The sequence below is a fragment of the Micromonospora sp. C81 genome (assembly GCF_018070425.1).
GTDB lineage: Bacteria > Actinomycetota > Actinomycetes > Mycobacteriales > Micromonosporaceae > Micromonospora > Micromonospora zamorensis.
The window spans coordinates 298,853-317,678 of record NZ_JAGPXS010000004.1 but is presented as its reverse complement, the minus strand read 5'-3'; the positions used below and the strand labels follow the sequence as shown (position 1 = coordinate 317,678).

16 protein-coding genes are annotated in these 18,826 nt (G+C 72.2%); 5 read left to right on the top strand and 11 right to left on the bottom strand.

Annotation, left to right across the window (positions count from 1 at the left end; genetic code table 11):
* Nucleotides 1–84: 84 nt before the first annotated feature.
* Nucleotides 85–2,544, bottom strand: a complete 2,460-nt coding sequence (locus KBX46_RS10230; RefSeq protein WP_088946727.1) for a DNA translocase FtsK — start codon at nucleotides 2,542–2,544, stop codon at nucleotides 85–87.
* A 113-nt stretch (nucleotides 2,545–2,657) separates the two neighbouring features.
* Between KBX46_RS10230 and KBX46_RS10225 the strand changes: the two genes are divergently transcribed.
* The 3 genes from KBX46_RS10225 (at nucleotide 2,658) to KBX46_RS10215 (ending at nucleotide 5,261) form a co-directional block, all read left to right on the top strand.
* Nucleotides 2,658–3,137: a YbjN domain-containing protein gene (locus KBX46_RS10225; protein ID WP_088946726.1), complete on the top strand. Its 480-nt coding sequence runs from the start codon at nucleotides 2,658–2,660 to the stop codon at nucleotides 3,135–3,137.
* Nucleotides 3,134–4,783: a YbjN domain-containing protein gene (locus KBX46_RS10220; RefSeq protein WP_210792212.1), complete on the top strand. Its 1,650-nt coding sequence runs from the start codon at nucleotides 3,134–3,136 to the stop codon at nucleotides 4,781–4,783. The genes KBX46_RS10225 and KBX46_RS10220 overlap by 4 nt, the downstream gene beginning before the upstream one ends.
* A gap of 70 nt (nucleotides 4,784–4,853) precedes the next feature.
* Nucleotides 4,854–5,261, top strand: coding sequence for a hypothetical protein (locus tag KBX46_RS10215; RefSeq protein WP_210792211.1), 408 nt, complete (start codon nucleotides 4,854–4,856; stop codon nucleotides 5,259–5,261).
* A gap of 63 nt (nucleotides 5,262–5,324) precedes the next feature.
* Here the strand turns inward: KBX46_RS10215 and KBX46_RS10210 are convergent, their stop codons facing one another.
* The 5 genes from KBX46_RS10210 to KBX46_RS10190 form a co-directional block, all read right to left on the bottom strand.
* A complete protein-coding gene (locus KBX46_RS10210) occupies nucleotides 5,325–7,013 on the bottom strand; it encodes a ribonuclease J (protein WP_088946724.1) in 1,689 nt (562 codons plus the stop codon).
* A gap of 52 nt (nucleotides 7,014–7,065) precedes the next feature.
* Nucleotides 7,066–7,992, bottom strand: a complete 927-nt coding sequence (dapA, locus tag KBX46_RS10205; protein WP_210792209.1) for a 4-hydroxy-tetrahydrodipicolinate synthase — start codon at nucleotides 7,990–7,992, stop codon at nucleotides 7,066–7,068.
* A gap of 47 nt (nucleotides 7,993–8,039) precedes the next feature.
* A complete protein-coding gene (gene thyX, locus KBX46_RS10200; protein WP_088951523.1) occupies nucleotides 8,040–8,780 on the bottom strand; it encodes an FAD-dependent thymidylate synthase in 741 nt (246 codons plus the stop codon).
* A 261-nt stretch (nucleotides 8,781–9,041) separates the two neighbouring features.
* Entirely contained in the window at nucleotides 9,042–9,587 is a 546-nt protein-coding gene (locus KBX46_RS10195; RefSeq protein ID WP_210792386.1) for a DUF2752 domain-containing protein, read from the bottom strand.
* A 106-nt stretch (nucleotides 9,588–9,693) separates the two neighbouring features.
* Nucleotides 9,694–10,923 carry a winged helix-turn-helix domain-containing protein gene (locus KBX46_RS10190; RefSeq protein ID WP_210792208.1) on the bottom strand — a complete coding sequence of 410 codons (1,230 nt, stop codon included), beginning with the start codon at nucleotides 10,921–10,923 and terminating at the stop codon, nucleotides 9,694–9,696.
* A 79-nt stretch (nucleotides 10,924–11,002) separates the two neighbouring features.
* Here KBX46_RS10190 and KBX46_RS10185 point away from each other — a divergent pair, with 79 nt between their 5' ends.
* Entirely contained in the window at nucleotides 11,003–11,554 is a 552-nt protein-coding gene (locus KBX46_RS10185) for a GNAT family N-acetyltransferase (protein WP_141908279.1), read from the top strand.
* Here KBX46_RS10185 and KBX46_RS10180 read toward each other — a convergent pair.
* The gene (locus tag KBX46_RS10180; RefSeq protein ID WP_210792207.1) at nucleotides 11,453–12,727 is read right to left on the bottom strand and encodes a glycosyltransferase 87 family protein; all 1,275 of its coding nucleotides are present in this window, start codon (nucleotides 12,725–12,727) and stop codon (nucleotides 11,453–11,455) included. The two genes, KBX46_RS10185 and KBX46_RS10180, sit on opposite strands and share 102 nt — an antisense overlap.
* Before the next feature lie 35 nt (nucleotides 12,728–12,762).
* Between KBX46_RS10180 and KBX46_RS10175 the strand changes: the two genes are divergently transcribed.
* Complete coding sequence (locus tag KBX46_RS10175; protein ID WP_210792206.1) at nucleotides 12,763–13,347, top strand: GNAT family N-acetyltransferase; 585 nt, start codon at nucleotides 12,763–12,765, stop codon at nucleotides 13,345–13,347.
* A gap of 45 nt (nucleotides 13,348–13,392) precedes the next feature.
* On the opposite strand, the gene KBX46_RS10170 is transcribed toward KBX46_RS10175, so the two are convergent.
* The 4 genes from KBX46_RS10170 to KBX46_RS10155 form a co-directional block, all read right to left on the bottom strand.
* Nucleotides 13,393–13,878 carry a GNAT family N-acetyltransferase gene (locus KBX46_RS10170; protein ID WP_210792205.1) on the bottom strand — a complete coding sequence of 162 codons (486 nt, stop codon included), beginning with the start codon at nucleotides 13,876–13,878 and terminating at the stop codon, nucleotides 13,393–13,395.
* Between the two features lie 61 nt (nucleotides 13,879–13,939).
* Complete coding sequence (gene dapB, locus KBX46_RS10165) at nucleotides 13,940–14,707, bottom strand: 4-hydroxy-tetrahydrodipicolinate reductase (RefSeq protein ID WP_179782607.1); 768 nt, start codon at nucleotides 14,705–14,707, stop codon at nucleotides 13,940–13,942.
* Nucleotides 14,708–14,816: 109 nt separating this feature from the next.
* Nucleotides 14,817–16,214 carry a pitrilysin family protein gene (locus KBX46_RS10160; RefSeq protein WP_210792204.1) on the bottom strand — a complete coding sequence of 466 codons (1,398 nt, stop codon included), beginning with the start codon at nucleotides 16,212–16,214 and terminating at the stop codon, nucleotides 14,817–14,819.
* A 47-nt stretch (nucleotides 16,215–16,261) separates the two neighbouring features.
* Nucleotides 16,262–18,661, bottom strand: a complete 2,400-nt coding sequence (locus KBX46_RS10155; RefSeq protein WP_210792203.1) for a polyribonucleotide nucleotidyltransferase — start codon at nucleotides 18,659–18,661, stop codon at nucleotides 16,262–16,264.
* Between the last annotated feature and the right edge of the window lie 165 nt (nucleotides 18,662–18,826).

The window sequence follows — 18,826 nt, the reverse complement described above, 5'->3', positions numbered from 1 at the left end:
CACGGGCCCGCCTTGTCTCGGCGGGCCCGTCGTGCGTTCCGGGGCCGGTCGTACCGTCGACCGGCCCTCGCCGCTATTCCCCGGTCATTCCCCGTCGCCGCGCAGGCCGGCCAGGACGTCCTCCAGCTCGTCCGGCTTGACCAGCACGTCGCGCGCCTTCGACCCCTCGGACGGCCCGACCACCCCACGGGTCTCCATCAGGTCCATCAGACGGCCCGCCTTGGCGAAACCGACCCGCAGCTTGCGCTGGAGCATCGAGGTCGAGCCGAACTGCGAGGTGACCACCAGCTCCACCGCCTGCACCAGCAGGTCCAGGTCGTCGCCGATGTCCTCGTCGGGCTTCTTCTTGGTCTCCTGTGCGGGGGCCAGCACGTCCTTGCGGAACTCCGGCTCGCGCTGGTCCTTGCAGAACTTGACGACGTCGGCGATCTCCCGCTCGGTGACCCAGGCGCCCTGGATCCGGACCGGCTTGGAGGCACCCATCGGCAGGAACAGCCCGTCGCCACGGCCGAGCAGCTTCTCCGCGCCCGGCTGGTCGAGGATGACCCGCGAGTCCGCGAGCGAGGAGGTGGCGAACGCCAGCCGGGACGGCACGTTCGCCTTGATCAGACCGGTCACCACGTCGACCGAGGGGCGCTGGGTCGCCAAGACCAGGTGGATGCCGGCGGCCCGGGCGAGCTGGGTGATCCGGACGACCGAGTCCTCCACGTCGCGCGGCGCGACCATCATCAGATCGGCCAGCTCGTCCACGATCACCAACAGGTACGGGTACGGGCGCATCTCCCGTTCGCTGCCCGGCGGGGCCTTGATCTCGCCGTTGCGGACCTTGCGGTTGAAGTCGTCGATGTGCCGAACCCCGTTGGCGGCGAGGTCGTCGTAGCGCATGTCCATCTCGCGGACCACCCAGTCCAGCGAGTCGGCCGCCTTCTTGGCGTTGGTGACGATCGGGGTGACCAGGTGCGGGATGCCCTCGTAGCCGGTCATCTCGACCCGCTTCGGGTCGATCAGCAGCAGCCGCACCTCGTCCGGGGTGGCCCGGGTGAGGATGGACACCAGCAGGGTGTTGAGGCAGCTCGACTTGCCCGCGCCGGTGGCGCCGGCGATGAGGATGTGCGGCATCTTGGCGAGGTTGGCCACCACGTAGCCACCCTCGATGTCCTTGCCGAGGGCCACCACCATCGGGTGGTGGTCGCTGGTCGCCGCCCGTGAGCGCAGCACGTCACCGAGGGCGACGTTCTCCGGGTCGGTGTTCGGGATCTCCACGCCGACGGCGCTCTTACCCGGGATCGGGCTGAGGATCCGCACGTCCGGCGACTTCACCGCGTACGCGATGTTGCGGGACAGCTGGGTGATCCGTTCGACCTTGACGCCGTGCCCCAACTCCACCTCGTAGCGGGTGACCGTCGGGCCGCGGGTGAAGCCGGTGACCGCCGCGTCCACATCGAACTGGTCGAACACGCCGGTCAGCGCGGCGATCACCTCGTCGTTGGCCTTGCTGCGGGTCTTCGCGGCGGCGCCGGCGCTGAGCATGTTGGGCGGCGGGAGGGTGTAGTCCCCGGAGAGCCCGGTCAACGCGAGCTGCTCGGCCCGGGTCGGCGCGGGCGAGTGCTCCGGCGGCTCGACCGGCGGCTTGCGGCTCGCCGGCACCTTCGCCGGCGACTTGCGCGGCAGCACCATGGTTTCCTGGAGGTCCGCGCCGTCCAGGTCCTCGAAGTCGTCCGGGTCGAGCGGCGGAGGCATCCGCTTCGCCGGCCGCTTACGCGTCGGCTTCGCGGCCTGCTCGTCGGCGTCCTCCGTGGAGGAGTCCGGTGCGGCGACCAGCCCACCGGCGAGCAGCCCGAGGCGCTCGGGGATCTTGTTGATCGGCGTCGCGGTCACCACGAGCAGACCGAAGAGCAGCAGCAGGACCAGGAGCGGCACCGCCACCCAGGCGGTGACGGCCCGCTCCAGCAGACCACCGACGCCCGCGCCGACCAGACCGCCCGCGAAGTCACGCTCCAGCGGGTCGGCCGGGTCCTGGCCGATCTGGAGCAGCGCTGCGGTCGACACCAGCAGCGAACCCCAGCCGATCAGCCCACGGCCCCGGTGCTCGGGGTCGGCCGGCTGACGCATCAGCCGCCACGCCCCGATCATCAGCAGCACCGGCACGACCACCGAGATCGCGCCCAGGAACAGCCGGATCGTGTCGGCCAGTCGCGCGCCCACCGGGCCCGCTCCGGAGAGCCAGAGCGCCACGGCGGAGAGCAGGGCGAGCCCGAACAGCAGCAGCCCGGCGCCGTCGCGGCGGTGCTCCGGGTCGAGGTCGCGGGCCGAGGCGGCCTGCCGGCCGGCGGCCCGCACCGCCCAGCCCATCCCGTGTGCCAGACCCATCCACAGTGCGCCGACCGCCCGGCCCACGTAGACGGCCGGGCCGGGTCGGGCGGGCGCGGTGCGCCGCCGGACCGGTGCCCGGGTCTTCTTCGCCGGTTGACGGGCACGACTGTTGGTGCCACCGCGCGGCGACGCGCCGCGCCGCCGGCTCGCCTGAGAGGTACGGCCCGCCATAGAGTCACGGTAACGGTGGGGCCGGGCAGATCCCCGCTTTTCCGGGTCGTGTCCGCGCGTCGCAACACGACCGCCACCGCCGGTCGTGATATCCGCCTCAGAAGGGATGCCCCATGGCGTCGCCGGAAACCGCGGGCGATCCCGACGATCCGCTGGCCGGGCACCCCGGTGCGCTGCGTCCACTGAGCGGCGAACTGGTCGCCGCGGTGCTCGCCGCCCGTGGCCGGTCCGTCGGCCTGACCGTGGACGGCGAGTTGGTGGGCCGCTTCGACGACAACATGATCTGGTTCCTCCGCCTGGGCGGCGACGGGGAGCTGCTCCAAGTACGCACCATGGTCACTCCCACCTTCGGAATCGAGCAGGTGCCCGCCCTGTACGCCTTCTGCAACTCGTGGAACCACGACCGGCTCTGGCCGAAGGCGTTCGTGCACGTCGACGACGACGGTCGAGCCCGGGTCTACGGCGAGGTGATCACCGACCTGGAACGCGGGGTGACCCCGCACCAGCTCGACCAACTGCTCGACTGTGGCATCTCCACCGGCTGCCAGCTCGCCGTGGCGGTCCGTCGACTGCCCGGCGCGGTGCTGTCGTGACCGGCCGGGACGAGTTCACGGGCAGTCGCACCAACCGGGCCGGCGCTGCGCCCGACGGCCCGGTCGGCGGGGGTCGCCTTCCGGCGCTGGAGGCCGCGCTCGCCGATGCCCGGGACCTGCCCGACGGCCCGGACCGGCAGGTGACCCTGGAACGGCTCGCCGAGCGCGCCGACGCCGCCGGCGACGTCCGGTCCGGGGTGGACGCCCGGTTCGCGCTGATCGAGGCGTACCTGCTCGACGGGGAGCGGTGGCGCCTGGTCGAGCCGGTCCGGCGCTGCCGGGCGGCCGCCGACCACCGACCCGAGCTGCTGACCGACAACGAGACCGGGCTGCTGCTGCGCTACCAGCGGTACGCGGTGGAGGCACTGCTCGGCACCCCCCGGGTCGGGCTGGACCAGACCAGGGCCCTGCTGCACGACCTGGCCCACCGGGTCGGCACGGACGGTCCGGACGCGCCAACCGTCGCGGAGCTGCACTGCCGAATCGCCGATCACCTGGGCGACGAGCCCACCGCCCGCCACTGGTATGAGCGGTGGTCCGGGAAACGGCCCGGCCCCGCCGGTGGGTGCCCGGGCTGCGCCTCCGCTCGGCGGGCGGAGCTGCTGGCCGGCTGGGGTGAGTGGCGAGCCGCGCTTGGCGAGCTGGAGAAGCGCGACGGCGAGCCGGAGCCCTGCACCGACCAGCCCGAACGGGATCTGGTCGCCGGTCTGCTGCCCGCCCTGCGGGCTGGGGAGCCGGCGCGGGCCGCGGCGGCGCACGTGCGGGCGTACCGCCGGCACCGGCGTGAGCCGGCCGCGTTCCCGTACCTCGCCGCGCACCTGCGGTTCTGCGCGTTGGGTGGGCACCTGGAACGAGGGCTGACCATCCTGACCGAACAGCTGCCCAGACTGGACCGGCCCAGCGACGACCTCGCCGCGATGGAGTTCGCCGCCGCCGGCGCGCTGGTCTGCGCGCTGGCCGAGGAGGCCGGGCTGGGTGGGCGACCGCTGCCACGACCGGCGTACGGCGGACGACCCGCCACCGAGCCGGACGTTTCCACACTCGGCGCCCTGCTGCTCGGGGTGGCCAGTGAGCTGGCCGGCAGCTTCGACGCCCGCAACGGCACCGGCCACCACTCCGGCCGGATGGCCGCCTGGCTCGCGGAGCGCCCGCTCACGGCACCGGTAGTGCTGCCCGCCGACGACGAGCCGGACGGGCCCGACGCCGACGGGTCTGACGAGGCGAGCGTGTCGGGCGAGCGGGAGCTGATGGCGCTGACCGTCGACATGATCACCGCGGTACTGGAGCGGCGCGGCGACCAGTACCTGGTGGAAGAGGGCGACACCGTCGTCGGCCGGTGGGGCGGCGTGGTGATCCAGTTCCGGCGGGCCGGCGAACGTGGCGAGGTGCTGCACGCCCGGGCAATGGCCGCCCGCCGGCTGCCGGCGACCCGCCGCTCCGAGGCGTACGCCTTCTGCAACGCCTGGAACCATGACCGGCTGCTGCCCAAGGCCTACGCGCACGACATCGGCGAGGAGTTGGTGCTGGCCGGCGACGTGGCCACCGATCTGACCCACGGGGTGGCCCCGGCGCAGCTCACGGTGCTGGTCGACGCGGCCATCGCCACCGGCGTCGCCTACGCCGAGGCGGTCGCGGCGCTCCCCTAGTCGCGAATAGGGCGGCGCGCTGGAGGCCACCGTCAGGAACCCCGGCAGCACGGCCGCGAAGGGCTTCTTCGTGCTGCGCCTGCCGGCCAACACCGACCTAACCCTCGGCGGGGACTGCCGGACCGTCCAGGGCACGCCGCGCACCTGGCTCTGCGGCGGTGCGGAACTGCCGGCCGGGGGTGAGCGGGTGTACCGGCTGACGGTGGCCTCGACAGCTGCGGAGCCGGTCTTCGGGGCGTGCGAGATCCTGCGACCGAACGTGCTCGCCGACGGCGCCACCGACAGCTTCGACGTACGGCTGGCGGTCACCGGGGGCACGAAGACCGTGAAGGTGTCGCTCTCCCCCGCCAACCGCTACACCAACAAGGACACCGCGCTGACGCTGCGCCTGAACGGCTCGGGGGGTCAGGTGCCGGCGACGCCACCACCCCGCCAGCGGCCGCTCCGACCACCACGCCGAGCCGGAACACCCTCTTGAACGAGCCGGGCCGGCCACCGACATCCACGGGGGATGTCGGCGACCGGCCCGGTCACGCGTGTGTCAGACCTCGACGACGGTGGGCACGATCATCGGGCGACGACGGTACTTGTCGTTGACCCACCGCCCCACCGTGCGTCGGACGATCTGCTGGAGCTGGTGCGGGTCGGTGATGCCGTCCGCCGCGGCCCGGTTGAGCGCCTCGGTGACCAGCGGGACCACCGGGTTGAACGCCTCCGGGTCCTCGGAGAAGCCCTTCGCGGACAGCGTCGGGCCGGCGACCACCTTGCCGGTGACCGAGTCCACGACGACGGTGGTGGCGATGAAGCCGCCGTCGCCGAGGATCCGCCGCTCGGTGAGCAGCGACTCGCTGACGTCACCGACGGCGAGGCCGTCCACGTAGACGTACCGGCTCTTCACGTGCCCGACCAGGGTGGCGCGACCCTCGACCAGGTCGACCACGTCGCCGTCCTCGCAGATCACCACCCGGTCGGCGGCGACCCCGGACTCGATGCCGAGCCGGGCGTGGGCACGCAGGTGGCGCCACTCGCCGTGCACGGGCATCAGGTTGCTGGGCCGAACCACGTTGAGCAGGTAGAGCAGCTCTCCGGCGGGGGCGTGCCCGGAGACGTGCACCTTCGCGACGTCCTTGTGCACGACGACCGCGCCGGCCCGGGCAAGCCGGTTGATCACCCGGTAGACCGAGGTCTCGTTGCCGGGCACCAGCGAGGAGGCCAGCACGACGGTGTCGCCGGGCGCGATGGTGATGTGCCGGTGATCGCCGCTGGCCATCCGGCCCAGCGCGCTCATCGGCTCACCCTGCGAACCGGTGGACATCAGCACGATCTCGTCCGGCGGCAGCGTGGTCGCCTCGTCGATGCTGATGACCAGCCCGGCCGGGATGTTGAGCAGGCCGAGGTCCCGGGCGATGCCCATGTTGCGAACCATGGACCGCCCGATCAACGCGACCTTGCGGCCATGCTCCGCAGCGGAGTCGAAGACCTGCTGCACGCGGTGCACGTGCGACGCGAACGACGCCACGATGATGCGGCCCTTGGCCTTCGCGAAGATCGAGTCGAGCACCGGCCCGATCTCCCGCTCCGGGGTGACGAAGCCGGGAATCTCCGCGTTGGTGGAGTCGGACAGCAGCAGGTCGACACCTTCGGCGCCGAGCCGGGCGAAGCCGGCCAGGTCGGTGATCCGACCGTCCAGCGGGAGCTGGTCCATCTTGAAGTCGCCGGTGTGCAGCACCAGGCCCGCAGGGGTGCGGATGGCCACCGCGAGGGCGTCCGGGATCGAGTGGTTGACCGCGAAGAACTCACACTCGAACGGGCCGAGCCGCTCCCGGCCGCCCTCCCGCACGGTCAGCGTGTACGGCTGGATCCGCCGCTCGGCCAACTTGGCCTCGACCAGGGCGAGGGTGAACTGTGAGCCGACCAGCGGGATGTCGGGCTTGTGGGCGAGCAGGTAGGGCACCGCGCCGATGTGGTCCTCGTGACCGTGCGTCAGCACGATCGCCTGGACGTCGGCAAGCCGGTCCAGGATCGGCCCGAAGTCGGGCAGGATCAGGTCCACACCTGGCTGCTCGACGTCGGGGAACAGGACCCCGCAGTCGACGATCAGCAACTTGCCGTCGAACTCGAAGACGGTCATGTTCCGACCAATGGCGCCGAGCCCGCCGAGCGGGATGATCCGCAGGCCACCTTCCGGCAGCGGCGGGGGTAGTTCCGCCTCGATGTGCGCCTCGGTCACGCGTCCACCTCAATCTGCGACGCCGTCACTCGGCGTCCATCGTGTCGTTTGATCATTCGGGCAGCTCCATGCCCGCTGCCGCGAAGTCCGCGCGCAGCTGGGCGATCTCGTCGTTGGTGGCGTCCACCAGCGGGGGTCGCACCGGGCCGGCCGGCAGACCCAGCGATGCCAGGCCCGCCTTCACCAGGATCGTGCCCTGCGTGCGGAAGATGCCGGTGAACAGCGGCAGCAGCCGCCGGTGCAGCGCCAGCGCGGTCGGCATGTCCCCCGCGTCGTACGCCTCGATCATCTGTGCGGCCAGCGCCCCGGTGAAGTGCGTCGAGGTGCCGACCAGGCCCACGCTGCCGACGGCCAGCGCCGGCAGGGTGAGGGCGTCCTCGCCGCTGTAGAAGGCGAGGGCGGTCCGGCTGGTCACCCAGCTGGTGGCGGTCAGGTCGCCCTTGGCGTCCTTGACCGCGACGATCCGGCCGTGCTCGGCGAGCCGGACCAGCGTCTCGGTGTCGATCGGCACGCCGGAGCGGTGTGGGATGTCGTACAGCATCACCGGGAGGCCGGTGGCGTCGGCCACCGCGGTGAAGTGCCGCAACAACCCGCTCTGCGGCGGCTTGTTGTAGTACGGGGTCACCACCAGCAGACCGTGCGCACCTGCCTTCTCGGCGGCGGCGGCCAGCTCGATGGTGTGCCGGGTGTCGTTGGTGCCGACCCCGGCGACCACCTTGGCGCGGTCACCGACGGCCTCCACCACGGCCCGGATCAGGTGGTCCTTCTCCGCCTCGGTGGTGGTCGGCGACTCGCCGGTGGTGCCGTTGACCACCAGTGCGTCGTTGCCCTGCTCATCGACCAGGTAGCTCGCCAGCCGGGCGGCGCCGTCGAGGTCGAGCGAGCCGTCGGGGGTGAACGGGCTCACCATGGCGGTGAGCAGCCGGCCGAAGGGGCGGGACGCCGGTCGTGCCGCGGCGTCGAGGTGGTCGTGCGTCATACCCTCCAACCTAGCGGACGACCAGCCGGGGCCCGCCGGGGAAGGGCTCAGGACGCCTCGTGCGGGCTGGCCGCCACTTCGGTGCCGTCCGGCAGCGTGGAGATCACGAAGTCGGCGAACACGTTGGGGGCGACGTCCTGGAGCTGCCGCAGGCACTCCACGGCCAGCTCACGGATCTCCACATCGGCGTGCTCGGTGGCGCGCATCGCGACGAAGTGCCGCCACGCCCGGTAGTTGCCGGTGACCACGATCCGCGTCTCGGTGGCGTTGGGCAGCACCGCCCGGGCCGCCTGCCGGGCCTGCTTACGGCGCAGCGTCGGGTTCGGTTCGTCGGAGAAGCGCTTTTCGAGGCCCTCCAGCAACTCGTTGTACGCCCGAACGCTCGCCTCGGCGGCCTCGGTGAACTTCTTGTGCAGTTCCGGGTCGTCGGCGATGACGGCCGGCTCGACCATGGCCGCGTCCCGCTCCGGGACGTAGCGCTGGGACAGCTGGGAGTACGAGAAGTGCCGGTGCCGGATCAACTCGTGGGTGAAGGAGCGCGACACTCCGGTGAAGTAGAAGGTGACCGACCCGTGCTCCAGCACCGACAGGTGCCCGACCTCCAGGATGTGCGCCAGGTAGCCGGCGTTGGTGGCGGTCGCCGGGTTCGGCTTCTTCCACGACTGGTAGCAGGCCCGGCCGGCGAACTCGGCGAGCGCCTGGCCACCTTCCGCGTCGGTCGACCACGGCACGTCGTCCGGGGCCGCGAACTGGGTCCACGCGATCAACTTGACCTGGGGCTGCACCATCTCCGGCATGCCAGGGACTGTAGTGGCGCGGTGCCTCCCGCCCCAACTCAGGCACGCCTCGTGCAATGTCGATCACTCAGGCAGCGGCGGCCCGCCGCCGGGACGCGCCCGCCTGCGCGGCGCTCGCCGCGTGATCGACTCGGGTTCCTGGAAGTCGGGGTGTCCGGGGCGGGTGGACGGCCCGCTTCCCTGAATGTCGAGTCGATCATCGGAGTGGCAGCACATGCCGGCGTTGTGGCGATCCTCGGGCGGCAGGCGCGCTCAGACGTACAGCGAGGTGAACGGCGCCCAGGGCAGGTTGCGCAACACCGAGAAGGCCAGCCACGCGCCCATGAACCCGACGATGACCTTCGAGCTGAGTCGCAGCTCCGGCAGTCGCCAACCGAACGCCTGGTTTCCCGCCCAGGCCACGAAGAGGTACGCGAGGAACGGCAGCGCGAAGACGAACAGGAAGTGGTGCCGGGCGGCGGCTGGCAGGTCGGCGTGCAGCACGTACCAGAGTGCGCGGGTGCCCCCGCAGCCCGGGCAGTCCAGCCCGGTGGTCAACTTCAGCAGACAGGTGGGCGCGGCGTCCGGGGCGGCGTGGGTCGGGTTGCTGAGCAACGCGTAGCCCATGCCGATGGCGACGCAACCGACCGCGGCCAGCGGCACCGCCCAGCGCGGTGAACGCTCGTAGAGCCGCAGCACGAACCGCGTGATCCGGTCCGGCTTCAGTTCCGCGTAACCATCCGGCGGGGCCGTCGGCCAGCCGGCCGGACCCGAGCCACCCGATGCCGGGTCGGCCGGGACCTCGCCGGCCGATGCCAGGCCGGTCGGACCGGAGCTGGTCGACACCGCGCCGACAGGCACCGGGTGAACCGCCCCGGGGGCGGGCTGCGGCTGGTCGACCGGTCCGGGAGCGCTCGTCACGCGCTCACGGTACACCGGACACGCCGGTCAACGCGGCGGTGAGCGGACCGGCCAGGTCGCCGGCCGTGGGCGGCTCCACCGCGTCCAGACCGAGCCAGCCGGCGAGTCGGTGCAGCTCGGCGGCGAGCGCCACAGCGGTCTCCCCCGGGTCGGCGCCGGGCTCGACCCACGCGGCCGGCACCAGCAGCACACCGGCCTTGCGATCGGCCTTCAGGTCGACCCGGGCGGTGAACCGGTCGCCCTGCAGGAAGGGCAGCACGTAGTAGCCGTAGACCCGCTGTGGCGCCGGGACGTAGATCTCGATCCGGTAGCTGAAGTCGAACAACCTCTCGGTGCGGGCACGTTCCCAGATCAACGGGTCGAAGGGGCTGACCAGGGTGTTGCCGCGAATCCACCGGGGCAGCCGCGCGGACGCGTGCAGCCAGGCCGGCTGTCGCCAGCCTGCCACGGTGACCGGCACCAGCTCACCGGCCTCGGCCAGCTCCGCGACGGCCTGGCGGGCACCGGCCAGCGGCAGTCGGAAGTAGTCGCGCAGCTCCGGCTCGGCGGCTACCCCGAGCGACCGCGCGGCGAGGGCGACCAGCGTGCGGTGCGCCTCGGCGTCGGTCGGGGTGGGCGCGGCCAGCACCGCCGCGGGCAGCACCCGCTCGGGCAGGTCGTAGCGGCGGGCGAAGGAGGTGCTGCGCTCCGCGGCGGTCACCTCGCCGGCCCAGAAGAGGAACTCCAACGCCCGTTTGACCGCCGACCAGTTCCACCCCCAGTTGCCGGTCTCCCGAGGTGCGTCGTGCTCGATCTCGGCAGCCGTCAGCGGGCCGCGGGCGGCCACCTCGTCGCGAACCCAGGCGACCAGCTCCGGCTGCTCCTGGGCGATCCGCTGCATGCCGCCCCAGGAATCGCTGTGCGCGCGAGCCATCCGCCAGCGCAGCACCGGGTGCAGCTCGACCGGCACCAGCGACGCCTCATGACCCCAGTATTCGAACAACTCGCGGGGGCGGCGGTAGGCGGCCTGGTCGAGCAACCTGGTCGGGTAGGGCCCGAGCCGGCTGTAGAGCGGCAGGTAGTGCGCGCGTTGCAGCACGTTGACCGAGTCCATCTGGATCAACCCGACCCGGTCCAGCACCCGGCGCAGATGCCGGCGCGTCGGCACGCCGGTTGGCGCGGGGTCGGCGAAGCCCTGGGCGGCGAGCGCCACGCGGCGGGCCTGGGCGAGCGAGAGTGATTCCGGTGCGGTCATCGTCGGCGACGATAATTCATCGGTACGACGCCGGTGCGGGAAGCTGGACGTGACGGCCAACGGGGCATAGAACGGTGCAATGCTGACCATCCGTCGGGAGGAGCCGGACGACGCCGAAGCCGTCGCCCGGGTGCACGTGCACGGCTGGCAGGCGGGCTACGCCGGCTTCATGCCGGACGAGGTGCTGCGGCGGCTGAACGTGGCGGCGTGGGCACAGCGCCGTCGCGACATTGGCACCGCCGACCCCGAGCACCCGTTCACCACCCTGCTCGGCGAGGTGGACGGGTTGGTCGTGGGCTTCACGACGTTCGGGCCGTACCGCCGCGACCAGGACCGCGACGACCTGGACCCGACGGTCGGCGAGGTGCTGGCGATCTACGTGGAGCCGGCGTGCTGGGGTGACGGGACCGCCACCGCGCTCCTGGCCGCCGCCCGGGCGGGGCTGCACGAGCGGGGCTGGACCGACTATCGGCTGTGGGTGCTGGCGGACAACCGGCGGGCCCGACGATTCTGTGAGCGGGCCGGGTTGTCACCGGACGGTGAGCAGTCGACCTACCAGGTGCCGCTTGCCGGTGGGAGCCCGCCGGTCGGGCTGGTCGAGCTGCGGTACGCCGGACGCCTCGACGGCTGAGCCGCCCGGGGTCAGCCAACGGCGGATCGGCAGGAAGGCCAGCAGCGCCAGGCTGATCCACACGTAGGCGTTGCTGCCCAGGAAGCCGTCGACCCCGGTGAAGTCCTTCTCCCAGAACCAGACGGTGCGGCTGATCAGCACCGCGTACCCGATGGTCGCGGCGACCAGCAGGACCCGCCGTCGGCGGCCGGCCGGCGCGGCCATCGCGTTGTCGACCAGCAGGATCAGCGCGGGCAGCAGCCAGACCAGGTGGTGCACCCAGGTGACCGGGCTGACCAGGCACATCACCGCGCCGGTCAACGCCAGGCCGGTCGCCTCGTCGCCGGCCGCGACGGCGGCCCGGGACCGCCAGGCCCAGAGCGCCAGGGTGCCGAGCACCAGCAGCAGCCAGAGCAGGGTGCTCGGGTGCTGCGGGTCGAGCCGGGCGACGACCCCGCGCAGCGACTGGTTGGAGACGAAGGCGAGCTCGCCGACCCGGCCGGTGTTCCACAGCGCCTCGGTCCAGAACTCCCGGGACGCGTCGGGGAAGAGGGCACCCGCCAGAAGCGTCACCCCGGCGGCGGTGCCGCCGGCGGTGAGGGCCGCCCGCCATCGCCCGGTCACCAGCAGATAGACGATGAAGACACCCGGGGTCAGTTTGATCGCGGTGGCGAGCCCGATGCCCACCCCGGCCCACCGGTTGCCGGCCGGCAGCAGCCGCAGCAGATCCACGGCCACCAGGAACAGCAGCAGCGTGTTGACCTGACCGAAGTTGACCGTCTCCCGCATCGGTTCGAACGCGGCGGCCAGGCAGAGCGCCACGGCGAGCGCGAACCACCGGGTCCAGCCGGCCCGGCGGGCGATCGGGTCGATCAGCCACCAGAGCAGCACCGCGGTGGTGACCACGCTGGCGAGCACACTCACCACGATCGCGGCCGTCCACGGCAGGTACGCCATCGGCAGCATGACCAGCGCGGCGAACGGCGGGTACGTGAAGCCGTACTGGGTGCCCGGCTTGAGGTAGTCGTAGATCTCCCCGCCGTCGTGCACCCACCAGGTCAACGCGCCGTAGTAGACCTTCAGGTCGAAGAAGCCGTGCCGGACGGCCGCGACGGCGAGGAACGCGGTGACCGCCGCGGCGAGCACCACCACCCCGGTGACCTGCGCGGTCGTCCTGTTGGCACCCTGCGCCACCGTCGTCTCCCTCGCCCTGCGTAGGCTTCCGTCCCATGGCTCTCGGGTACGTCCGCCCGGCGCGTCCCGAGGACGCCGGCGAGATCGCACGCATCCAGCTCGCAACCTGGCGGGTCGCGTACCGCCGCATTCTGCCTCGGCACGTGCTCGACAACCTGGACGAGGCGTTCCTCGCCCGGCGGTGGAGCGCCGCGGTGCTGGAGCCGCCCTCGGGCGCGCACCGGGTGCTGGTCGCCGTCGAACAGGCCGAGCAATCGTATCTGGTGGGGTTCGCCGCCTCCGGCCCGGCTGACGCCGAGGCGTTGGCCCCGGGTGAGCCGGCCGACGCGCTCGGCCCGGACGTGGCCGCCGTGACCGACCTGCTGGTCGAGCCGCGGTGGGGCCGGCGTGGGCACGGCAGCCGGCTGCTCGCCGCCGCGGTCGACCTGTGGCGGGAGGACGGCCTGAGCCGGGCGGTGGCCTGGGCGTTCGAGGGTGACGAGGCGACCCGGAAGTTCCTCACCAGCACCGGTTGGGAGCTCGACGGCGCGGCCCGCGCGCTGGACGTCGACGACATGCTGGTGCCTCAGGTGCGCCTGCACGTCGGCGTCCCGGCGGAGAAGGTGCCCGCAGACGAGTGACGCGGCCGGTGTGGCGGCCTCTGCCGGGCCGCTGCACCGTGTCGGTCAGCCCTTGTCCGACCCGCCGTTGGCTTCGGCGACCAGCTCTTCGTCGTCGACCGCTCCGGTGGGGTGGAAGCCCAGGGAGGTGTAGAGGGCGGCGGCCGGGGTGTTGTCCGGGTGGTACGAGAGGCGGACCGGCGGGTTGCCATCCCTCGCCGCCAGCCAGGGGCCCAGCGTCTGCACGGTGGCCCGGCCGACGCCCCGGCCCTGCTCGGCGGCGTCGATCAGCATTCCGCCGATCCAGTGCGAGCCGTCGTCGTCCACGCCCCACATGACGTGGCCGACGACCGTCTCGTCGGCGTACACGGCGAGCGAGGTCCACACCTCCGAGCGGCTGCTCAGCAGCAGGTACCGCGCGCCCAGCGCGGCCACGAACCGGCGCTGGTCGTCACGCGGGGCGACGTCGGCCACAGCCCGCCAGTTGTCGTCGTCGACCGGCCGGAGCGTCACCCGTCGCCCGGCCCGGTCCAGGTGTCCCCCATTGATCATCCGCCGGATGCTACCCGAGCTGGGGGCTCAGATCTTGGCCGCGTGGCGGAGGAACGGACCGTCAGTCGAGCAGGGCGTCCAGACCGACGGTGAGGCCGGGGCGGTTGCGCACCGCGCGGACGGCCAGCAGCACGCCCGGCATGAACGACGCCCGGTCGTACGAGTCGTGCCGGATGGTCAGCGTCTCGCCCGTGGTGCCGAAGAGCACCTCCTGGTGGGCGACGAGGCCGGTGGCACGAACGGCGTGGACGCGTACCCCGTCGATGTCGGCGCCGCGCGCGCCCGACACCTCGTCCTTGGTGGCGTCCGGCACCGGGCCGAGGCCGGCCTCCGCGCGGGCCCGGGCGATCTGCCGGGCGGTGTGGGTGGCGGTGCCGCTCGGAGCGTCCAGCTTGCGCGGGTGGTGCTGTTCGATGATCTCGACGGACTCGAAGTGCCGGGCGGCCCGCGCGGCGAACTGCATCATCAGCACCGCGCCGATGCCGAAGTTCGGGGCGATGACCACGCCCACCCCGGGCTTGTCGGCCAGCCAGCCACGCACCTGCTCCAGCCGCTGCTCGGTGAAGCCGGTCGTGCCGACGACCGCACTGATGCCCTGGTCGATGCACCAACGCAGGTTGTCCATGACGACATCGGGCGTGGTGAAGTCGACGACCACCTCGGCGGCGGACACGGCGGAGCGGCTGTCGCCCTGGTCGATCGACGCCGCGAGTTCGAGGTCGTCGGCGGCGTCGACCGCCTTGCAGACCTCGATGCCCATCCGGCCGCGGGCACCCAACACGCCGACCCGCAGCGGCTCGGCCGGGGTCTTGTCCTGCTCGTCAGTCACGGGGCACAACCTATCCCAATCGGGACGTGCCCTTCCGGCCGGATCCGGTGCGCTCCACCGGCCGGGACGCCCCGACCGGGGTGCCGTCGACCGCGCCGCGCGGCAGCCCTCAGACCGCGAAGTCGCCCGCGCCGAAGGGGCCGACCACGGCCAGCGACATCGGCCGGCTGAGCAGCTCGGCAGCGAGGACGTTGACGTCCTCCACGGTGACCTCGTCGACCCGTCGGAGCAGCTCGTCGACCGGCATCAGGTCGCCGTAGAGCAGCTCGCCCTTGGCCAGCCGGCTCATCCGGGAACCGGTGTCCTCCAGGCCGAGCACGAACGAGCCCTTGCTCATGCCCTTGCCCCGGGCCACCTCGGCCTCGGTCAACCCGTCGGCGGCGACCCGGGCCAGCTCGGCGCGGGTCAGGGCCAGCACCTCGTCCACCTTGCCCGGCGCGCAGCCGGCGTAGACGGCGAACAGGCCGGTGTCGGCGTACTGGCTGGCGTAGGAGTAGACCGAGTACGCCAGGCCGCGCTGCTCGCGGATCTCCTGGAACAGGCGACTGGACATGCCGCCGCCGAGCACGTTGTTGAGCACCCCGAGGGCGAAGCGCCGATCGTCGAGGCGGTCGATGCCGGGGCAGCCGAGGATGACGTGCGCCTGCTCGGTCTCCTTCGGCTCCACCACTGTGGTCGCCGGCTTCGTCCGTACGGTGGGGGTTGCCGCGCGGTGTGGCGCCGGGGTTGCCGGGTCGCTGTCCAGTGGGGTGCCACGCACCGCCTGGCGGACCATCTTGACCACTGCGGCGTGGTCGAGGTTGCCGGCGGCGGCGATGACGATCTGCGGTGCCGTGTAGCGGCCCCGGTAGAAAGTCTGGATCTGCCGGCGGGTCATCGGCGTGACGGTCTCGGCGGTGCCGGAGATCAGTCGGCCCAGCGGGTGGTCGCCGTAGACGGCCTGGACGAAGAGGTCGTGCACCTCGTCACCGGGCTCGTCGTCGTGCATGGCGATCTCTTCCAGGATCACGCCACGCTCGGTCTCGACGTCGGCCGGCTCCAACAGCGAGTCGGCCACCAGGTCGCACATCACGTCGACCGCGAGCGGCAGGTCCTCGTCCAGCACGCGGGCGTAGTAGCAGGTGTATTCCTTCGTGGTGAAGGCGTTGGTCTCGCCACCCACCGCCTCGATCTGCGAGGAGATCTCCAGGGCGGTGCGCTTGTGCGTGCCCTTGAACAGCAGGTGCTCAAGGAAGTGCGCGGCACCGGCCTGCGGGCCGGTCTCGTCGCGCGAGCCGACCGCCACCCAGACGCCGAACGAGACGCTGCGCATCGCCGGAATCGCCTCGGTGAGGACGCGCAGCCCGCTGGGCAGCACGGTACGTCGTACCGTGCCGCCCAGCGGATCGTCACTGAGCGTCCGGGTCACCGCGCGGGCGGTGCCGCCGGAGCGGCCCGCCCCGGTGTCCCGAGAGGGGGCCACCCCCCGTCGATCCGGTGGAAACGGCGCGCTGAAGGCCCGACTCACGACTTGCTCCCGGTTCGACGAGGGGTGGGTGATGCGTTGTACGACGGTCAGCTGTGCCGGGTCCGGCGGCGCGGACGCTCGCCGCCCTCGCCACCCTCGCCGCCGCCGCCGTTGCCGCCCTCGCCGCCGCCGTTGCCGCGCTCCGGGCCACGCCCGCCCCGGTCGCCGCCACGCTCGCGGTCGCCGCGGTCACGCGGAGCCCGGTCGCCGCGGTCACGACCAGCCGGACGGTCGCCACCGGCGGCCTCGCCGGCGGCCGGCGCCTCGGTGCCCTCCGGCCGGACCTTGTCCAGGTAGATCTTGCCGCGCGCGTCGATGTCGGCGATCTCGACCTCGACCCGGTCACCGACGTTGAGGAAGTCCTCAACGCGCTCGACCCGCTTGCCGTCGCCCACCTTGGAGATGTGCAGCAGGCCGTCACGACCCGGCAGCAGCGAGATGAACGCGCCGAACGCGGCGGTCTTGACCACCGTGCCGAGGAACCGCTCGCCCTGCTTCGGCAGCGTCGGGTTGGCGATCCCGTTGATCCGGTCGACGGCCGCCTGGGCCGACGGGCCGTTGGTGGCGCCGACGTAGATCGTGCCGTCGTCCTCGATGGAGATCTCGGCGCCGGTCTCGTCCTGGATCGCGTTGATGGTCTGACCCTTCGGGCCGATCACCATGCCGATCTTGTCGACCGGGATCTTGACGGTGGTGACCCGCGGCGCGTAGTCCGACATCTCGGCCGGAGCCTCGATCGCGGCCTTCATGACACCGAGGATGACCTGCCGGGCCTCGTTCGCCTGCTGCAGCGCGGAAGCCAGCACGTCCGACGGGATGCCGTTGAGCTTGGTGTCGAGCTGGAGCGCGGTGACGAACTCCGGCGTGCCGGCGACCTTGAAGTCCATGTCACCGAACGCGTCCTCGGCACCGAGGATGTCGGTCAGCGTCACGTACTGGGTCTTGCCGTCCACCTCGTCGGAGATGAGCCCCATCGCGATGCCGGCGACCGGCGCCTTCAGCGGGACACCCGCGGAGAGCAGGCCCAGCGTCGACGCGCAGACCGAACCCATCGAGGTGGAGCCGTTGGAGCCGAGCGCCTCCGACACCTGCCGGATGGCGTACGGGAACTCCTCGCGCGACGGCAGCACCGGGATCAGCGCACGCTCGGCGAGCGCACCGTGGCCGATCTCGCGACGCTTCGGCGAGCCGACCCGGCCGGTCTCACCGGTCGAGTACGGCGGGAAGTTGTAGTTGTGCATGTAGCGCTTGCGGTTCTCGGGGGACAGCGTGTCCACCATCTGCTCCATCCGGAGCATGTTCAGCGTGGTGACGCCCAGGATCTGGGTCTCGCCCCGCTCGAACAGCGCCGAACCGTGCACCCGGGGCAGCACGCCGACCTCGGCGGTCAGCGCCCGGATGTCACGCGGGCCGCGGCCGTCCATGCGGACCTGCTCGCGCAGCACGCGGTTGCGCACCTCGGACTTGGTCAGCGAGCGGAAGGCGGCGCTGAGCTCCTTCTCCCGACCCTCGAACCGAGCACCCAACTCCTCGGCGACCCGGGCCTTGACCCGGTCCAGGGCTTCCTCGCGGTCGGCCTTGCCGGCGATGGTGATCGCCTCGGCCACCTCGCCACGGGCCAGGTCGGCCACTGCGGCGAACACGTCGTCCTGGTAGTCCAGGAAGACCGGGAACTCGGTGACCGGCTTGGCGGCGACCTCGGCCAGCTCGCTCTGCGCGCGGCACAGCTCACGGATCGCCGGCTTGGCGGCCTCCAGGCCGCTGGCGACGACCTCCTCGGTCGGGGCGGTGGCACCGGCCGAGATCAGGGCGACGGCGTTCGGGGTGGCCTCGGCCTCGACCATCATGATCGCGACGTCGCCGTCCTCGAGCGTGCGGCCGGCCACGACCATGTCGAAGGTGGCGCGGGCCAGCTCCTCCAGGGTCGGGAAGGCGACCCACTGGCCGTCGATGTGGGCCACGCGGGTCGCACCGATCGGGCCGGAGAACGGCAGGCCGGAGAGCTTGGTCGACATCGAGGCGGCGTTGATCGCCACGACGTCGTACGGGTGCTGCGGGTCCAGCGCGAGGATGGTCTCGACGACCTGGACCTCGTTGCGCAGGCCCTTCACGAAGGACGGGCGCAGCGGCCGGTCGATCAGGCGGCAGGTGAGGATCGCGTCCTCGCTCGGCCGGCCCTCACGGCGGAAGAACGAGCCGGGGATGCGGCCCGCGGCGTACATCCGCTCCTCGACGTCGACGGTCAGCGGGAAGAAGTCGAACTGCTCCTTCGGGTGCTTACCGGCGGTGGTGGCGGAGAGAACGACCGTCTCGCCCAGCTGGGCGATGACGGAACCGGCGGCCTGGCGAGCCAGCCGACCGGTGGAGAAGGTGATCTCACGGGTGCCGAAGGACCCGTTGTCGATCACGGCGGTGCGGGATTCGGTGCCGAGTTTGGTCTCGGTCATGTGCTGTCGTGCTCCTTCGCGTCGTGGGCCCACGACATCGGGGAGCTGCTCAGCCGGCCGGTCTTCGATCGAAGCGCCCGGGTGGCCGGCATGATGCCGGAGTTCCCGGGGGCCACTACCGGAGACCGGTACGCTGACCGGCTCCCTCTCGGGTGGTCGCGCGGC